Source organism: Cognatishimia sp. F0-27 (assembly GCF_020667845.1).
Taxonomy (GTDB): Bacteria; Pseudomonadota; Alphaproteobacteria; order Rhodobacterales; family Rhodobacteraceae; genus JAFMPQ01.
Genome location: NZ_JAFMPQ010000025.1, coordinates 55,722 through 73,433, shown reverse-complemented (window position 1 = coordinate 73,433; position 17,712 = coordinate 55,722). Strand labels below are relative to the sequence as shown.

The window sequence follows — 17,712 nt, the reverse complement described above, 5'->3', positions numbered from 1 at the left end:
CTGCGCCGCTTTCAGAGCCCGACAAACGGTGATGCGTGCCCATGTTTCAAGCTCTCCACGGGCGACGCCGCCAGACGGACACGGCGACGCCGGGCCCATGGCTTGATGCGCGCCACTCAGAACGCGTCTTTGGTTCCTGTCAGCGGGTTCACCGCATTCTCAAGATCATCCGGGTTGCGGACATAATAGACCAAGAGGTCGAACCGCTTGCTCGGAGACCGTCCCTCGTAAATACCGTTGACGATGAAATGCAGCGCGGGATCCATGCCGGAGCGGCGCACGTCGGCATATCGTTGCGTGTACCAATCCGCGTCAAACAGCTTTGACTCGGCAACCTTGGCGGCTTCGGCTTTCTGAAAAGCCGTCGGGCCGCGTCGCCACAGAATGCGCGGCCGGGTGCGCAACCGCCTGATCAACCGCTGACGCAGCTTGAGTTGCACCGCCTTGCGCGCATCTTCCATCGTCTTGTTGCGCATCCGTTTGCGCAGCTGGTCAAGGTCGTCCATCACCGACCCAAGCATTTCGGCACCGGTGTCTTCAGCCTCGCGCAGCGCGCGTTCCGTGTCCGCAAGCTGCTCTTTCAAAGCGTCGATCTCGTCTTGCAGCGCTTGCACCTGCGCGCCGGTATCCTGCGTTCTGGCCGCATCAAGGGAGGTCCGGTCACCGCGCAGCAGAGCGCACATGATCGCGGTTTCTGCCTCCTCGGGATCGAGCGTTTCGAGCCCGTCGAAAGCATGCGCTTCATCGGCACCGGTCAGACACATCACCTGCGCCGCTCCGGGACTGGCAAGAACCGGCACGGCGAATGCTTCCAGCGTATCGCTGAGATTCATCCACTGGTCTGCATCAAGACCCTCGGTTGCAATCACCATCACCGAAGACGCCGACAGCTGACCGAGGATTGCGAGCCAGTCTCCGTCCTCACAGACGCTCAAGAGAGGCGCATCAACGCAGAGCACATCCACGGATCCCGGTTCGAAATCCGCAAGATCCAGCCGCGCAGCGTCGTCCGCGATCACCTGCGTTTGCGTGCGCACCCGGTCCGTGGCGGTCATGATCCGGACGGCGGTCTCGCAGGACACCGGCCCGGCCGCGACGACGAGAGCGGGGCGCAACGAGTCCACCAGCCAGGCGGCAAACGCATCGGCAGGCGGTGTGACGTGCCCATACCAGAACCGCGCCTTGGCCATGAGCAGCTCAACGGCATTCCGGTCCGACAGGGAGGCAGGATCTGAGGTCATGAAGAGGTTCCGGTGATCTCCAAACGCGCCCGCGATCCCTAGAGAAGCGTCGCGAGACTTGCAACAGGATCCGCGCGGCGCAGCCTGTGCAGGACCGTGGTGCTTGTCGCACAGCAAGCGGCACCGGTGCCGCAATCAGCGAGACCAGCGCCGCCGCGGCTTCAACGGCTGTCCATCCGCGCCGCGCGGGTGTCATCCGGCATCAGATGCACACCCGACCAGCGCGCACCGACCGTCAGGTGGCCAAAGGAACCGCGCTCGCGCAGCAGCGCCGCAGGCACAGATGTCGCCATGGCATAAGCCTGCGCCGGAGCAACGCCCACCTTGCCGATCAGGACCGAGAGCGCGCGCGGCATGGTCACATCAGCGCCCGCAAGCGTTCCATCTTCGAGCGTCAAGCGACCATCGCGCCGCAAAACACGTCTCGCGTTGAGTGTAAATTCCTTGATATCGGACCCGACCGTGGACATGGCATCCGTCACCAGAAACACGCCGCCCGGCGCGTTCTTGGCGGCCAACGCCGCGCGCATGGTGGCGGGATGCACGTGAATGCCATCGGCAATCAGGCCCGCCGAAACGGAGCCTGCCCGCAATGCAGCCCCCACAAGGCCCGGTGCGCGGCTTTCCAGCGGGCTCATGGCGTTAAAGAGATGCGTCACGCAGGACGCACCTGCCTCGAACGCCGCCATAGCCGTGTCGTAATCGCAATCCGTATGCCCAAGAGACACGACAACGCCGTCCGCGCTCAGTCGGCTTATCTGATCCGGTGTAACGGATTCCGGCGCAACCGTTAACATGAGGTTGGCAATCCGCATCGCCGCATCGCGCAGCACCGCTTCATCCGCGGCAGTCATCGGTCGTATGAGAGAGGGTGCATGCGCGCCCTTGCGGGCCAGCGAAAGATGCGGCCCCTCCAGATGCAGCCCCACGATGCCCTCCACGCGCTCTGCCATAGCTTGTGCCACGGCATCGATCGCGGCGGCGGTCTTGTCCGGCGTGTCCGTAATCAGCGTGGGCAGGACGGCGCTTGTGCCGGTCGCGCGATGCGCCGCAGCGATGCGCGCCAATCCCTCGACCGTGGTCTGGTCGTTGAACAGAACACCGCCGCCGCCATTGACTTGCAGATCGACAAAACCCGGCAACAGCGTGCCACCGGACAGCGCCTCTGTGGCAAACGCCTCTGGCACCGCGTGCCGCGCGACGATTCCGGCGATCTCGTCTCCGTCGAGAAGGAGCGCGTGATCCTCATGCAGAGCCGCTCCGTCGAAGATCGCGGCGCCGATCATGGCCTTTCTTGTCATACCGTCTCCGTCACCTTGCGCAAATGGCGCGGCGCATCGGGATCGACCCCGCGGGCCCGCGCCACCTGCTCGACCATGGCGTAGAACGACACGATCAGCGAGAGCGGATCGGTCAGCGGGTGGCCGGTCCGGGCGACGGGCAGCACGGTCGCCCCCTTGGCGCGCCCGGAGGTGACGAAAACATGCGCGCCCTTGGATGCCAGCGCGTCAGCCACCGTGACGAGCGCCTCTTCTGCGGCATCCGCCGCGGCAAGGCCGATCACGGGGAAGCCAGTCTCGACGATCGAGACCGGGCCGTGCAGCACCTCTGCCGATGAGTAGGATTCCGCGTGCACCTGACAGGTTTCCTTGAACTTCAGAGCCGCTTCGTTCGACATCGCGTAAGACGGGCCGCGACCAAGGCAGAACAACGACGGCTGATCCGTCACCGCCGTCGCCAGTTCTGACCAGTCCTGTCGCGTGGCGCGATCGAGAACCTCAGGCAAGTCCCGGATCGCGCGCAAAACCGCGCTGTCCTGATGCCACTCCGCCAGAAGCCAGAGCCCGGCAAGCGCGGAATTCACGAAAGTCTTTGTCGCAGCGACGCTTTGTTCCGGGCCCGCGTTCAAGTCGAGCGCGTGCGTGGTTTCGGCGGCAAGGTCACTGTCCGGATGATTGGTGAGCGCGATGGTCAGTGCGCCTTCTTCCGTGGCCATGCGGGCCATACGCACAATATCCGGGCTCTTGCCCGATTGAGAAATCGCAAGGCAGGCGCCGCGCGCAAGCCGAAGGCGCTTGTTGTAGACAGACGCCACTGAAGGCCCGACCGACGCCACGGGCAAACCGGCCATCAACTCACTGGCATATTTCAGATAGGTGGCAGCATGGTCCGAAGATCCACGCGCGACCGAGACAAGAAAAGCCGGATCGGCTTCGCGCAGCGCGTTGGCTGCGCGCTTCGTGGCGTCGCGGCCCTCTGTCAGGAGCCTGTCGGCGGCCCGTGGAATTTCGAGGATTTCCCGTCGCATATGGGTTTCATTGACCATCATCGTTCCTTTGCTGCCACGGCAGGTGGCGATGCGTGCCGGGACCGCGCAAGATCCTGACGCGCCGAGGGTCCAAGACCCGTAGCAGGGGCCAACGCGCTCATGGGGATTCCGTGAAAGTGTCCTGCGCCAGCCGTTCGGCAAGATGGAGCGCCCCGTCCAGCGCTGTCCCACTTGGTGCCACGATGCGAACCCCTTCCAGAGTGAGATAGGGCGCATAATGCGGCCCGACACCGCCGGACAGGCACAGCAGTTCTTCCGCCCCCTCGGCACCGAGTCGCGCCCCTCCGACGCCAAGCGCGGAAAGCGCACGGTCAAGATAATCCGCACCGCGCTGCATCAGCGCGCGCCCCACCGCGTCACCGCGCTCCGCCGCCGCGACAATCCGCGGTGCCCAGTCGGCGAAGTCAGCGGGCCGCGCCGTCGCCGCTCCCAACACCAAACCGGTCGGCTCGCATTTTTGGGCATCAAGCACCTCGTCTGTCAGAGGCGACGACTCCGCCAACCCATCAACCGCGAGCAACACATGCTCAAACAAGGACTGGCCCAACCACGCACCGGAGGCCTGATCCCCGAGGATCATGCCCCAGCCCCCGACACAGCGGATCTTGCCATCCCTTTGTGCCGCGACAAAACTGCCGGTCCCGGCGGCAACAAGAGCCCCGTTCCGCGAGCCCAGCGCGCCCGCAACGAAGGTCGGACGATCATCGGTCACCACGCAGCGCCCGAAGGGCAGTGCTCCTGACACCGCATGCGCGTCCTGCTCGGTCAGGACACCCGCAAGACCGACATGAGCCACGGCATCGCGCAGGGCGTCATCGTCCAGCCCCGCCTGCCGCGACGCCGCATCGATTGCGTCAAGAACCGCTACGATCGCACCGGCCCGATCCGTGGTGACATTCGCCGGTCCGGCATGGGCCAGCGCCAGCCTGTCACCGCCCGGCCCGACAATCGCGATCCGGCATCCGCTGCCGCCGCCATCAATCCCCACAAGAATGCTCTGCCGCGCCATGCTCGGTTTTTCTCGTATGCCTGTTGCCCGGTCCAGTGATAGCGAGATCATGCGCCCCGCGCCATCCACTGCGACGCGGCACGTTCCGGTCGCTCGCTACGCAGCGCGGCGCTGTGCGAGGCCCCTGTAAAGCCGCGTCGCCGTGATCGCATCGCGGGCGCACCCTGCCCGGACAAGGGGGCGGTGGCGCACCCTTCGGCCACGCCCGGGGACGGTCCTTCTCACCCGCGATACAAAACCGTGGCGCGATTGCCGGTCAGGATGCGGGCACGAGACGTTTGCCCAAAGCGCCCATCGTCCATTCGGCAAAATCCAACAACAACGCATCGCTGGCCGTGTCAAAGGCAGCGATGATGGTGGTGGTTTCCGTGCTGGGCGCGAGCGCACTGGCCGTGAATGTGCGGCTTGCAATGATCGACGCATCGCGCTCGCGCACCATGCGGGAGGTCATGTTCATCGTGACAAGCGCGCTTTCGCCATCCGCAGCCACCTCGGCCTGGAAATCGACAAGCTCGGTGACGATGGCAAAATCGCCAGCCCCGGCGAGGGGGCGCCGACCGACATAGCGCACGCCGCCGGTGTTGACCAAGGCACGCAGCATCAGGGTTTGCAGCATCACCGGCACTTCGTCGCCCCAGCGCACTTCCGGCAGATACTGCGCCTCAAGCGCGTTGGGCCGGATCAGGATCCGATCCGTCGACAACACACCGCTTGTGGTCGGCAATTCGACGATCACGTCGCGCGCCAGCGCCGCGCCGCGCGCCACGGGTGCGCCCTCCGGCGCGCGCAGTTCGTATACGCTGAGCGGTGTCGTGGCGTCCCCGAGGGCACCAAGGGTCGAGCAAGCCGACAAGGCGCACAGGGCGAGGATGGAAAGAACGGGTCTGAGCCTGGCAGAGCGCATGTATGACACCTTGTCTTATCGTCTGAATTCTGGGGAATCGCGGTTGAGCAGGAACCGCGCCGGGTCGCGTTGGATCTGTTGGGTGAGGCGATCGATGTTGCGGATCAGCCCCCGTGTTTCATCGGCCAGCCTTGTGACTAGCGGCAAGCCATCCTGTGTAAAGGTGGTCACCGACGGACCGGCCTGCCGGATGACCCCGTCCAGCGTGCGGAACGCTTCCCCGGCGGAACGGCTTGCCGATGTCAGCTCGGCGCTGATCTCGGGCAAATCGTCCGATACGGTCGCAATGGCTTCATTCAGCGCGGTCAGGCTGTTTTCGAGACCGGTGATGATCCCGTCGATATCTTCGTTGATCACCCGGTCCGCGCCGATAAAGGCACTCTCGGCCGCAACCAGCGCGCTTTCACCGGTCGCCAACGCGCTGTTGATGGCGTCAAGCGTAGTATTTGCGTTGGCAAAGGTCTCTGTGACCTGCAACAGCGCCTGATTGGCCGATCCGGTGACGTCCTCGATGCTGCCACTGGCTCCGGACAGATCGGCGGCCACGGTCTGAACCGCGGCCGTGGCGGTCTCGATCCCGGTGCGGATATCCGCCACGATGGCAGGCAAATCGGTCTCCACCGTGCTGGCAACGCTCTCAATGGCTTGCGCCGCATCGGCAACCGCCGCGCGGGTCTCGGCGAGAAGCGGCGCACCGCTTTCCTCAAGCAGCGCATCAAAGCTCTCGGCAGCCTCATCCACCGTCTCGAACGCCGCGCTCACCTCTTCGATGACCGCATCCACAGCCGCAAGCGTGGCCTCCGCCTCGGTCAGACGGGCCGTCGCCGTTTCGCCCGTGGTGTTGAAGGTCTGCATCAGGCCGCGCGCGTCGGTGCTGATTGCGTCGACATCGGCCTGCAGTGCCGCAACCGCAGCACGCAGATCGGCGGTCGTCCGGGCAAGATCTTCGGCGATGAAGGCATCCGCGCCGCTCAGGGTCGTCTGCACGGCATCAGCGGTTTCCGTGAGCGTGGTATCGAGCCGCGACACCGCACGGTCAAGCCCGTCGCTCAGCGTCCGGGTCGCATCGCTCAGGGAGGTGTCGAAGGTGGCCGTCGCGCTGTCGAGCGATTCGCGCAACGCGCTCGTCGTCTGGGTCAGCTCGCCGGTGATGAAAGTATCCGCCCCTTCCAGCGTGCGCCGCGCCGCGCCCAGCGTCTCCGTCCCGGTTTGCAGCAGCGCCTCGGCATCGTCGGTCAAGCCGCCAATGCGCGCCAGCGTGCTGTCCGTGGTCTGCAACACCGCTTCCAGATCGTCGGAAAGCCCGTTCAGGATTGCCGTGAATTCCCCGATCTGCACGGAGAAATCGGTCACCGATCCCGCCACGCCAGAGAAATCCTCCAAGGTCGAGGCAAAGATGTCAGAGGCTTCCTCGACATTGGTGATGATGTTGTCGATGCGGGTCTGGTTCTCATCCCCAAAGAGATTGTTCAGGTCCTGCACGATCTCGAGCGTCTGCTCGATCAGCTGCGGCGCGTCCTCCGACAGGGACTGGATCACCGAACGTCCGGCTTCCAGCACCGGGATCGGATCATCCGCCGCCACATCATAAAGTGCCGCCTCCGGGGTGCCCGGGCTGATCTGCACAAAGGAAACCCCGGTCACGCCCTGACTTTCGATCGTGGCGATGCTGTCCGTGCGCACGGGTGTCGCAGCATCGACCTCAACGCGCACGCGGATCGTGCCGTCGCGGGAAGGCGACAGGCGGACATCCACCACTTGCCCCACGGGCAGCCCGCTGAACCGCACATCTGAGGCTTGGCTCAACCCCGAGACCGAGCTGAACTGGATATCGTAATAGTCGAATTGCTGATCGAGCTCGACACGGGCGAACCACAGGAACAAGCCCACGATCCCAATGATCCCCGCAAGGGTGAATATCCCGATCAAGATGTAATTGCCGCGCGTTTCCATCGCCAGTTCAGACCTTGTCCGGCCCGCCATGGGCCATTTGCGTATCGAGGGCGGCGCGAGCACGCGGCCCGTGGAAGTAGTCGTGCACCCACGGATGATCGACGCTGAGCATCTCTTTCATCGTGCCGGTCACCAGAACCTTCTTTTCGGCCAGCACCGCGATCCTGTCGCAGATCGCGTGGAGCGTGTCGAGATCATGGGTCACCAAAAACACGGTCAGCCCCAGCGAACGGCTCAATCCACGGATCAATGTGTCGAAATCGGCGGCACCGATCGGATCAAGACCGGCCGTGGGCTCATCAAGGAACACAATCTGGGGATCAAGCGCCAGCGCCCGCGCCAGACCGGCCCGCTTGCGCATTCCGCCAGACAGTTCCGAGGGGTATTTGTCGCCCGCGAAATACGGCAGCCCCACCATGGAGATTTTCAGATCAGCCAGCGCGCGGCGGATCTTGGGATCGAGGCCGGGAACGGTGCGCATCGGCACCTCGACGTTTTCGCGCACGGTGAGAGAGGAAAACAGCGCACCGTCCTGAAACATCACGCCCCAGCGCGTTTCGGTTTCTCCCGCGGCGAGCGGTGGCCGGTTGAGCACGTCATCACCCAGCACCGTAAGCGTCCCGGCGGCGGGTCGGTTAAGCCCCGCGATGGTCCGCAAAAGGACCGATTTGCCGGTGCCGGACCCGCCGACAACACCGAGGATTTCGCCCCGGTAGATATCGAGGTCAAGATTGTCATGCACCACCTGACGGCCGAATTGATTGCGCAGGCCACGGATGGAAATCACCACATCCCTGTCGGTGGAATCGAGGGCGGATCCGTCGGCCATGCTTACATTCCGATCTGGGCAAAGAAGATGGAAAACAGCGCGTCCGCCACAATCACCGCAAAAATCGCGGCAACAACCGCTGACGAAGTCATACGCCCGAGCGACTCCGCATTACTCTTGACCTGCATGCCCGCCTGACAGCCAATGATCCCGATCAACAAGGCAAAGACCGGCGCTTTGACCATCCCAATGAATACGTGATCCACGCTGGTGCCTTCCACCAGCCGGATGGCGAACATTGCGGGGGAGATGCCAAGCTCGATCCACGCCATGATGCCACCGCCGATCAGACCCATCAGGTTCGCGATCAGCCCGAGGATCGGCAGCATCAGCACAAGCGCCAGAATACGCGGCACAAAGAGCATCGAAGCGGGATCGAGGCCAAGGCTGCGCATGGCGTCGATTTCCTCGCGCATCTTCATCGAGCCAATGGCCGCCGTATACGCAGAGGCCGTCCGGCCCGCGACGATGATGGAGGTCAAAAGGATACCGAGCTCGCGCAGGATCGAGATCGCGATAAGGTCGACAACAAACACCTCGGCGCCGAACTGTTGAAGCTGCGACGCGCCTTGGAAGGCGAGCACGACACCGATCAGAAAGGCCATCAGCGCAACGATGGGCACGGCCTTGACCCCGACCTCCTCGCAATGATGGACAAGGGCGGTCAGACGAAAACTGCGCGGATGCGTGATCGCTCCCGCCATCCGGGACAGGAACAAGCCGAGATAGCCGACGAGGGCCAGCAGGTAACGCCCGCCCCCCGCGACCCTTTCGCCAAGTTCGGCCAGCCTGTCAGCCACTGTCCTATGCTCGGGCGGGATCACATCCGGTGTCGGAATCGCGGCATCGACCGTGTCCAGAAGGCTTGCCATCGCCTCGTCGGCGCCGTCCACGACAAGACGATCCCCGCGCGCTTCGAGCCGCCGTCGCAGCATGGCAATGGACCAGGCCGCCGCTGTGTCGAGCCGCTCCGCGCCCCCCAGATCGAGGCGGAGGTCTCCCCCGGTCGGCAAGGACTGCAAATCCGCTTCGAAACGTGTGACATTCATCAGGGTCAGGTCGCCTCGCACGGAAACCACGGCAGGGGACGCGTCCTGCATGACAGTGATTTGGGGAGAAGCCGTCTGAGTCATGGCGCGGACATTACGCGCTTGCGCAGGCGGGTTACAGGCCATTCGTTCACCGGGTTGCCATTAAATGCGCTGTCGCTCCGAGGCTTCTGATCTGCGCGGTTCCTGCCGCCCCTTTCGGCCCGATACGGGCCAGTCCCAGCGCGCAGGTAGGTCTGGGCCGGGTTGGTCCACTGTCCGTCCGAACGCTGACGCGTTGCGCAGCCCCCTGCCCGCTTGGTTCCGGACCAGCGGCTTGCATCGAACTCTCTTGTCCGGTGCAAGCCATCGGGCCGCACCCAGAGGCCAAACGTGCAATCCCGGGTCAGGTCACGTCCGCTGCCGCATCATGCCCTTTGGCTCCACCGTGCCCACGAGAGAGACAGCAAAAGGCACGTGGGCCCTATTGGGAACATGGGGCTGTCCCCGCCGGTCTCCCGGTTTTGGTGGCTGTCCCCCGCGTTCTCGAAGGGAGACCCATGATGTGCGATGAAAAGGAAGCCCGGCCAGCAGCCATCCCATGCTTCGGGTGGCTCCGCCCTGCATAGCCACGCAGGGTCACACCGCCCGCGCCCCGCCGAGATGTGTCAAACGGAAGGCCGGCGATCCAACCGTCTTTCCCTCACACACGCCCGTCCTTAACCGGGCAAACGGCGCCGCGCGGTGATATATGTGCGGCGCGCGCCTGCGAAGGCGCGGCACCCCCTGTTTGATTGTGAAACCCGAGCACCCGACGCCGGCAACGCGGGCGCGTGACACAGGGCGTCTTCGAGGTCAGATCACATCGAGCCAGTCATCCCGACCCGGCATATCCAGCGACACACCGTCCGTCTGGGTGCCAAGGTCAACCAGAACCCGGTTCGCAGCCCCTTCACCGCTCGAAAGCGCCAAAACCCCATCCAACAGATCCAGCGCTATCGACGCGCGATCCTGCCCAGAGGGGATATGCAAGACAAGGCGATCCCCTTCGGACACTGAGAAATCCAGTATCCTTTGCACGCCCGCTTCGCCAAGAAAGACATGAAACGCATCCGCACCTGTCCCCCCAGAAAGCCGGTCGGCCCCGCCACCGCCCGCGATCACATCATCGCCTGCACCCCCATGGATGGTGTCATCCCCATCGGTGCCCCAAAGCGTGTCATGACCCGCCTCGCCAAAGATCGACACATCTTCAAGCGCGCCGGGAAACCGGTTGGTCGTCAGGTCGATGAGATCATCCCCAGCCCCGGCATGGACCGCTTCAACCGCCCGCAATCGCGCCATGACAGTGCTGGCAAAGTCAGGATGCACCGCGCTGTAGACATCATCGAGAAACAGCGCCTCGGATTGTGCGCCAAGCTGCACCCGGTCCACGCCCGATCCGCCCTGCACAACGGCCTGAAGGCGCCAAAGCCCTTCGACCGAAACCGACCATGCGGCAAAGGCCGTCCCGTCGGTCAGCGCGTGTCGCGCAGAAAAGCCCGGCCCGAAAACGGCGCTCGGCTCAAGGTGTATCCTGTCATCGCCGCTGCCGCCCTCGATCCAGTCGGCCCCGCCGAGGGATCGGATCTCATCATCGCCAGCCTGCCCATGCAAAAGATCGGCCCCGTCGCCGTGACCATCGATCAGCCGATCGCTGCCCGGACCACCAAACAAGCGGTCATCGCCCGCACCGCCTTGCAGGCTGTCCGCGTCCTCTCCTCCTTCGAGCCGGTCATTTCCCGCCCGACCGGAAAGGCTGTCGCGCCCTATGCCGCCGGTCAACGTATCGGCGCCGTTGCCACCCTCTTGCCCCCTGATCCTGTCGATGATCACGCGGGTCACGTCATAGGGCATGAACCCGAGGGCGAGCGGCTCCCCGGCTCCAAGCTGCGGCTGGCTGGTGGTGATCAGCGGCGCCACGTCGACCTCCGCGGCGAAATAGAAATCGTCCAGGCCTTGGGGATCCGCAACCAATGGAATGATCGTTTCGTAAGGCGGCAGATAGGTGAGCAGTTGCGATGCATCCCGCTTGATATGGGCCTCGTTGTCCGGATCGAAAAACGGCAATGTTGCCAACCGATCAAGCGCGTCCTGATCGATCTCGCGCCGGGCGATCCGGTTGCGGCCCGCGGGATCGGCAAGATCGCTCAACCCATCCGACGTGGCCCGATCAATCGTCATGTGATCGACGGTGACACGCGCCCCGGGGCCGAGGAGCGCGCCCAGATCCAGCGTGACGTCGAGCGGCTCCGGCTGGCGCGACGACACATAGAGAACATCGCGATAGGCGCTGCGAAAATGGTTGATCTCGATGTCGGCACTGGCATTCGCCCATTCGGACTGCAAGTTTTCAACCTGGTCCAGATGGCCTGTCTCGCTCAGTCGTGGCCGAAGGCCTCCCACCAGGAGCGAAAAGGCCCCTCCCGCCATCGTATATTGCGTGCCGTCGATGTCGCGATTGCCAAACAGCGCGTTTGGGGTCCGGTGCTGGACCGGCCAGACATGGGCCTCTGTCACGCCCATCTGAACCATGCGTTCGAACATCTCGATCATGACAGACGCGCTGGTTGCCCCGAGCTGAGAGGTGTTCCCGGCGACCACGTTCCATTCCGTGATAACCAGCGGCAGGTCGCGCCCCATCCGGGCTTCGAAATCCGCGAAACGCTCGTCGATCCGGCGCACCAGCCGCCAATCGGCCACATCGCCAAACGCCGGACCCTGCGCATGGGATGCGTTGTAGTAGTAATGCGCAACGCCCGCATCGACCGCGTCACGCGCCCGCATATCCAGCTCGGCGAGGATCGCTGCATTGGCCAACCTGTAGTCGCCCGCGTTCTCACCGCGCTTGAAATCGCTGGCCGCGCCATTGGTCTCGGCAAATTGCAAAAGGATCATCGGATCAGGGGCTGCGGCACCCATGGTCTCTGCCATCCGCTCCAGGACGGTCTGCACCGCGTTGATCACCCGGTTGGCGACGATACCGTATTCGGTCTCGTTGAGCGCACCGACGCGATCGCTGTCCGGGATCTGTTCGGGGTGGATAGTACGATCGGGCGCCGCAAGGACGGGGCCAATGCTGTATTCGTTGCCGATTTCGAGCGCGACAACGAGATCGCCATATTGGTCGAGGAGAGCCTGAACAAAGGCTTCGATACGCTCTGCGGGGATGTTTGCCTTGGTGGGCAGAACCACCGTCACCGCGCAGGGTGAGCCTGCATCTGATTGCGCCCGGCACCAATCGAAAAACGCCCGCACCTCTTCGCGCAGCGCGCCATTCGGCATATGCGTGATGTCGATCGTGTTTTCCGAGTGCCCTCCCGGGTAGCGCAACGCACGAATACCGTAAGCATCAAGCGACGCTTCGAACCCGGCGGTGGGCGCAAAACCCGAGTCCTCCGAGAGATTGACCCGATGTAGCGCGTTTGCGCCAAACAGCCCGGCACTGACATAGCGGTCGGTGCCGGTCGCAGACAAAAAGGCTAGGGCGTGATCGGGCATCGGTTCCGAGGATGAAACACGTCAGGACGCGGACGGCAGGTCGCCTGATCATGCCATGCCACCCCGGCCGGACAAAGCGTGCGCGGCGGTCTTGGTTAACGCAGACGGTGCCGTGTCGCGGAAGGCGGCACCAATGGCACGCAATCAGGCGGACCGCATCGCTGAAGCGACCATGCAGCCAAGATCCCCGCAAGCCACCAGACACCCCGACTTCCAAAAGACCCCAGCGCGCAATTTCTCAAGCACCGAAGCACCGAGGTGCCACGCACCGTCAAGGGCCGTGCGTCAGTTGGTCGAGGCAATCCCGGCGGCGGTGGTGATCAGGCTCGGCGTGATCTGTCGGATTGTCCGTCCCCAACGTGTCACCGGCTGTTCCGCCACAAAGACCACATCGTTCGGACGCAGCTCGAACCGCGTGGCCAGGGTGAAATTGGAGGCATTGCGGCCGTCAAGCTGCCACGCGGTGACGGCTCCGAATTCGCGCGGATCGGGCGATGCCCGCAGAACATAGATTTCGCGCACATTACCGGTCTCCGTCGGAATGCCGCGTTTCGAATACAGCGCATCAGCCAGCGACGCGGTCTTTCCAAAGGGGATCGGATAACGCCCCTGCTCGCCCACTTCTCCCGTCAGATAAACGTAATCCCGGTCAACGGAATCCAGTTCGAGCCGTTGCAGGAAATTCTGTCGCGCGTCTGCCTGATTGCCACGCAGGATGTTCACTTCAGACTGCAAGCCCTGAAGCGCCACGGTGCGGTTGCGCTGACGGAATTCCGCAAGGCGGATACGCTCTTCGAAATAGGCCTGCGCGTTGTCGAACTCGTATTCTGTGTCGACAAACACGCTGTCTCCGTCCTGGAGCAAGACACGCTCCATGCCACGGTCCGAATACAACCTGTCGATCGGGATCTGGTAAAGCGTGCCGTCCCGGTAAATGCGGACAGAGGCATAGGTCCGGTCGCGCACGCGCAGCCCGCCCGCAGCGGCAATCGCCTCGTCCAGATACAGCGGCGTCAAGGTGATCGGTGCGACCGTCGGGCGCGCCACGGCGACGCCGATGGACACCCGCCGCGCGTTGAACTCGGAAACTTCAAGACTGAACTCCGGCGTGATCTGGTTCTCGACCATGCGCTGGAAAAGCGCGTCTTCGGCACGATCCAGCGTGCGCCCGGCGACCTGAACGCGTCCCACATTGGGGATTGCGATAGCGCCATCGTCCTGCACCGTATAGCCTTGGCGCGCATTCGAAGCGGCCAGCAAGCCGGACAGTTGCTCGACCGTTGATCCGCCCGACGGGATCGACAAGACAAGCACGTCACCCACGCCAATCCGGTAAGGCTCGGGCTGGATCGCGGGCGGCATCCGCGTTTGAAGCGCGGCGGGTTTGGTTTCCGGGTCGAAAACCGGCGCCGGCGCCGCCCCCCCGGTCTGCAAACCGCTGCCGAAGCCGGCGGTCTGGAAGAACACCGCCGGAAGCTGCTTTGGCCTGTAGCTGGAGCGGTTCGCCGCCAGCACGGATTCGGGCGTCATCGCGACGACCCGGACCTTGGTGTCGGAATCGTCCAACGGATTCACACTTGGCGAGTTGTAGGCAACCCCGCAAGACGCAAGGACAAATACGGATAAGACGCTCAACGCCCGTTTGATCATGCCAACCCCCAAGGTTTTTCACCCGTCAATGACCAGGCGTGCAGCAGCCGTGTTTCCCGCAACACGACTCGTTGATGCTATATCAGCTTGCGGTGTCATGCGTAAATATCGGGATGGGCGCAGTGTTGCTCACAACATACAGTTTTGTCGCTTGATTTTGGCACGCGATCGCCTCCCGATTGAGTCAACGGCAAATCTTGGAGCGTTGGCGCGGTGCGCATGTCCGGGTCCAGCCCCCGAAGACGGGACGTCCGCGCCTGTTCTACACAACAGCGATGCCGAGACCGCTTGTCTTTTCTCCGCATGAATGACGGGGCAAGTCGCGACAGATCCATTAAGTTTTAGGAAAAATTCGCAGCCGATTCCGCGCGTTTCCCTTTGGTCGCCTTTTCAAACCGGTTTCAGTAACCATCTTGGAGGGCAGCATGCATACCCCATCCGACCCCCAGAAGGCGATCCTCGGCCCCTGCCTGTTTCTCGACGGTGCAGAGAATGGCCGCCTTTTGCTCAGCGCCATCGTTGTCGCTCCGGCACAGACGCATCTGCCTGACCTGGAGGCCAATGGGCTGCGCGCGCCCTTTACGCGGCTTGCCGAAATCGAGCACGAGGCCGTTTTCCGCGCTCGGTTTGCCGTGCCCGACGACCGGCCCAGCACATATCGCGCGCTTGGCGAGACATTCCCTGTGGCAAGCGCCGTGGCGGAGGATCTGCGGCTGGCCTTCGTGTCTTGCGACGGCGAAGAACATGGCGACCTGTTTCGCGAAACCGCCGAGCGCAATGCCATGTGGGCGCGGCTCGTCGAGGATCACCGCGGCGCCCCGTTTTCGCTCCTGTTGCATGGTGGCGACCAGATCTATGCCGACGAGGTCACCAAGGGCCATGCGCTTACCGAGGGCTGGCCGAAATCCGTTCCCGACACCCCTGCGCCAGAAGCGCTCGAGGACCTTGCCGAGCATTTGCGCCGCGGATTTTTCGAACGCTATACACAGCATCTCCGCTGCCCTGCCTTTTCATGGCTTGCCGCCCGGATTCCGAGCCTCGCCCAGTGGGACGACCACGACATCTGCGATGGCTGGGGATCTTTGCCGGAGAAGGCGACCCGCTCCGCGGTTGGCCAGACGCTGTTTTCCGTCGCGCGCGAGATGGCACTGCTGTTCCAGCACGGCACAACAGACGATGATCTGCCGCCGAAATTCGTCGACCGCACGGGCGGTCATCTGGGGTGGGTGGTCGATCTGCCGGACCTTCGGCTTGTCGGGCCGGACCTGCGATCAGAGCGCACGCGACACCAGATCATGGGGCAAGGCGGCTGGACGATGATGGACAGCCTGCGGGAGCGCGAGCCGGTTGCACGCACCATGCTGCTATCGAGCGTGCCGCTGCTCGGCCCGCGCCTGTCGCTGCTCGAAACCATCATGGTCGCAATCCCCGGCATGATGAAATACGAAGACGACCTGCGCGATCAGTGGCAGTCGCGCGCGCATCGGACCGAATGGCGGCGCATTCTCGGCCTTCTCGTCGACCTTGCGGCACAGACCGGCACGGATGTCACGGCGGTCTCTGGCGAGATTCACCTCGCCACGCGCGCTGAAATGGCGCTCGACGATGGCCGGGTGTTGCACCAGCTTGTCGCCTCCGGGATTACCCACCGTGCGCCACCCAGGGCCTGGGCGCTGTTCCTGGGCCTGCTGTCGTTCTGGCACGAAGGGCCCTTGCCGGGGCGTCCGATCCGGATCCACCGCATTCCCGGGCAAAGCGCAGCCTATGTTGCGGATCGCAACCGGCTTGGCCTTGAGCGGCGCGGCGGGGCATGGCGCGCGCAATGGGATTTCGAAACCACCGGCCCGTCGGAGCTTCTGCTCGTCTGATCCGTAGCCCCCCTCTGCGGGATTGCTGGGACACGCGAGCCTTTGGATCGGCACCGGCTCCGAGACGAAGAACCGGCTGTTCCAGCTTTGGCGCTTGTCAGGCCGGACAAACCCGTGTCGGGTACCGATATGAAACTCACCGGCCCTTTCCTGTTTATTCTTGCCACTCTCATGATCGACGCGATCGGGGTCGGTATCGTCTTTCCGATCATGCCGGATCTCATGGATCGCGTGGGCGCCACCAGCACCGCGGAAGGTGCGTTCTGGGGTGGTGTCATGATGTCGGCCTATGCCGCGGCAATGTTTCTGTTCGGTCCCGTGATTGGCAGTCTGTCGGACGCATATGGACGTCGGCCGGTGCTGATTGCGGCGCTTGTGACCTTGACGCTCGATTACGTCATCATGGCGCTGGCAGAGACCTATTGGCTGCTTCTGGTCGGACGCATTCTCGCGGGCATGGCGGGCGCGACCTATATCACCGCAACCGCCTATATCGCCGACATTGCAAAGCCAGAGGAGCGCGGCGCCGCCTTTGGCATGATCGGGGCCGCCTTTGGCATCGGCTTCGTGCTTGGCCCGGCGCTCGGCGGGCTGGCGTCCGGCTGGCATATTTCCGCGCCGTTCTGGATTGCCGCGGTGCTGTCGGCGATCAATGTGGCCTTCGGCCTGTTCATCCTGCCGGAGAGCCTGCGGCCGGAAAACCGCCGCCCGTTCGGCAAGCGCGATCTCAACCCGTTCGGCACGATCATCCGGGCCTTTGCGATACCGGGGCTTGCGGTGCCGCTGATCTGCATCTTCGTGTTCGAGTTCGCCAATATGGTCTACCCCACGCTGTGGGCGTTCTGGGGCCGTGAGGTGTTTGAATGGGACGGGTTCACGATCGGGCTGACCCTGTCCGCTTACGGCGTTCTGATCGCGGTGGTTCAAGCCGGAATTCTACCCCAGCTCACCCGGCGTTTCGGCGATTACCGCACCTTGTTCGTGGCGACACTGGCGGCAATCATCGGCATGATCGGCTTCGGCTTTGCGGGCGCGGTCTGGGCGGTGGTGGTGTTCCTGCCCATCGCAGCCCTGTCTGACATGGCCCCACCGCTGATGACGGCTTTTGCGGCGAACCGGGTCGGCGAGGACCAACAGGGGCTGGTGCAAGGGGTGATTGCCTCGTTGTCATCGGTCGCCGCGGTGCTCGCCCCCATCGGTCTGACCGAGGTGTTCCGCAGCTCTGTTGATCCGCTCGGCCCCTACCTGCCGGGCGCGCCGTTTCTGGCGGGGGCCGTGATGATCCTCGCGATCGTGCCGCTGATCCTGCGGCTGCGCGCATAAGCATGAGCATAAGCATGAGCCGGGTTGCGCGGCATCAC

The 17,712-nt window shown here is 63.8% G+C and carries 12 protein-coding genes; 2 read left to right on the top strand and 10 right to left on the bottom strand.

Annotation, left to right across the window (positions count from 1 at the left end):
• Positions 1–116 precede the first annotated feature (116 nt).
• The 10 genes from J1C49_RS14195 to J1C49_RS14150 all read right to left on the bottom strand — a co-directional run bounded on the left by J1C49_RS14195 (position 117) and on the right by J1C49_RS14150 (position 14,483).
• A complete protein-coding gene (locus J1C49_RS14195; RefSeq protein ID WP_227446493.1) occupies positions 117–1,241 on the bottom strand; it encodes a keratin in 1,125 nt (374 codons plus the stop codon).
• 161 nt (positions 1,242–1,402) lie between these two features.
• Positions 1,403–2,542: an N-acetylglucosamine-6-phosphate deacetylase gene (gene nagA / locus J1C49_RS14190; RefSeq protein ID WP_227446492.1), complete on the bottom strand. Its 1,140-nt coding sequence runs from the start codon at positions 2,540–2,542 to the stop codon at positions 1,403–1,405.
• Positions 2,539–3,570 (bottom strand): SIS domain-containing protein, encoded by a 1,032-nt coding sequence (locus J1C49_RS14185; RefSeq protein WP_227446491.1) that lies wholly within the window; start codon positions 3,568–3,570, stop codon positions 2,539–2,541. Before J1C49_RS14185 ends, nagA begins: the two co-directional genes overlap by 4 nt.
• A gap of 97 nt (positions 3,571–3,667) precedes the next feature.
• Positions 3,668–4,579, bottom strand: coding sequence for a BadF/BadG/BcrA/BcrD ATPase family protein (locus J1C49_RS14180; protein WP_227446490.1), 912 nt, complete (start codon positions 4,577–4,579; stop codon positions 3,668–3,670).
• A 256-nt stretch (positions 4,580–4,835) separates the two neighbouring features.
• Positions 4,836–5,483, bottom strand: a complete 648-nt coding sequence (locus J1C49_RS14175; RefSeq protein ID WP_227446489.1) for an ABC-type transport auxiliary lipoprotein family protein — start codon at positions 5,481–5,483, stop codon at positions 4,836–4,838.
• Positions 5,484–5,498: 15 nt separating this feature from the next.
• Positions 5,499–7,466: an MlaD family protein gene (locus J1C49_RS14170; RefSeq protein ID WP_227446488.1), complete on the bottom strand. Its 1,968-nt coding sequence runs from the start codon at positions 7,464–7,466 to the stop codon at positions 5,499–5,501.
• The gene (locus J1C49_RS14165) at positions 7,444–8,265 is read right to left on the bottom strand and encodes an ABC transporter ATP-binding protein (RefSeq protein WP_227446487.1); all 822 of its coding nucleotides are present in this window, start codon (positions 8,263–8,265) and stop codon (positions 7,444–7,446) included. The genes J1C49_RS14170 and J1C49_RS14165 overlap by 23 nt, the downstream gene beginning before the upstream one ends.
• A 2-nt stretch (positions 8,266–8,267) precedes the next feature.
• The gene (locus J1C49_RS14160; protein ID WP_227446486.1) at positions 8,268–9,398 is read right to left on the bottom strand and encodes an MlaE family lipid ABC transporter permease subunit; all 1,131 of its coding nucleotides are present in this window, start codon (positions 9,396–9,398) and stop codon (positions 8,268–8,270) included.
• Between the two features lie 750 nt (positions 9,399–10,148).
• Positions 10,149–12,833, bottom strand: a complete 2,685-nt coding sequence (locus J1C49_RS14155; RefSeq protein ID WP_227446485.1) for a calcium-binding protein — start codon at positions 12,831–12,833, stop codon at positions 10,149–10,151.
• Between the two features lie 285 nt (positions 12,834–13,118).
• Positions 13,119–14,483 (bottom strand): polysaccharide biosynthesis/export family protein, encoded by a 1,365-nt coding sequence (locus tag J1C49_RS14150; protein ID WP_227446484.1) that lies wholly within the window; start codon positions 14,481–14,483, stop codon positions 13,119–13,121.
• A 425-nt stretch (positions 14,484–14,908) separates the two neighbouring features.
• On the opposite strand from J1C49_RS14150, the gene J1C49_RS14145 reads away from it, so the two are divergent.
• Positions 14,909–16,351: an alkaline phosphatase D family protein gene (locus tag J1C49_RS14145; RefSeq protein ID WP_227446483.1), complete on the top strand. Its 1,443-nt coding sequence runs from the start codon at positions 14,909–14,911 to the stop codon at positions 16,349–16,351.
• Between the two features lie 129 nt (positions 16,352–16,480).
• Positions 16,481–17,674 (top strand): MFS transporter, encoded by a 1,194-nt coding sequence (locus J1C49_RS14140; protein WP_227446494.1) that lies wholly within the window; start codon positions 16,481–16,483, stop codon positions 17,672–17,674.
• Positions 17,675–17,712 lie beyond the last annotated feature (38 nt).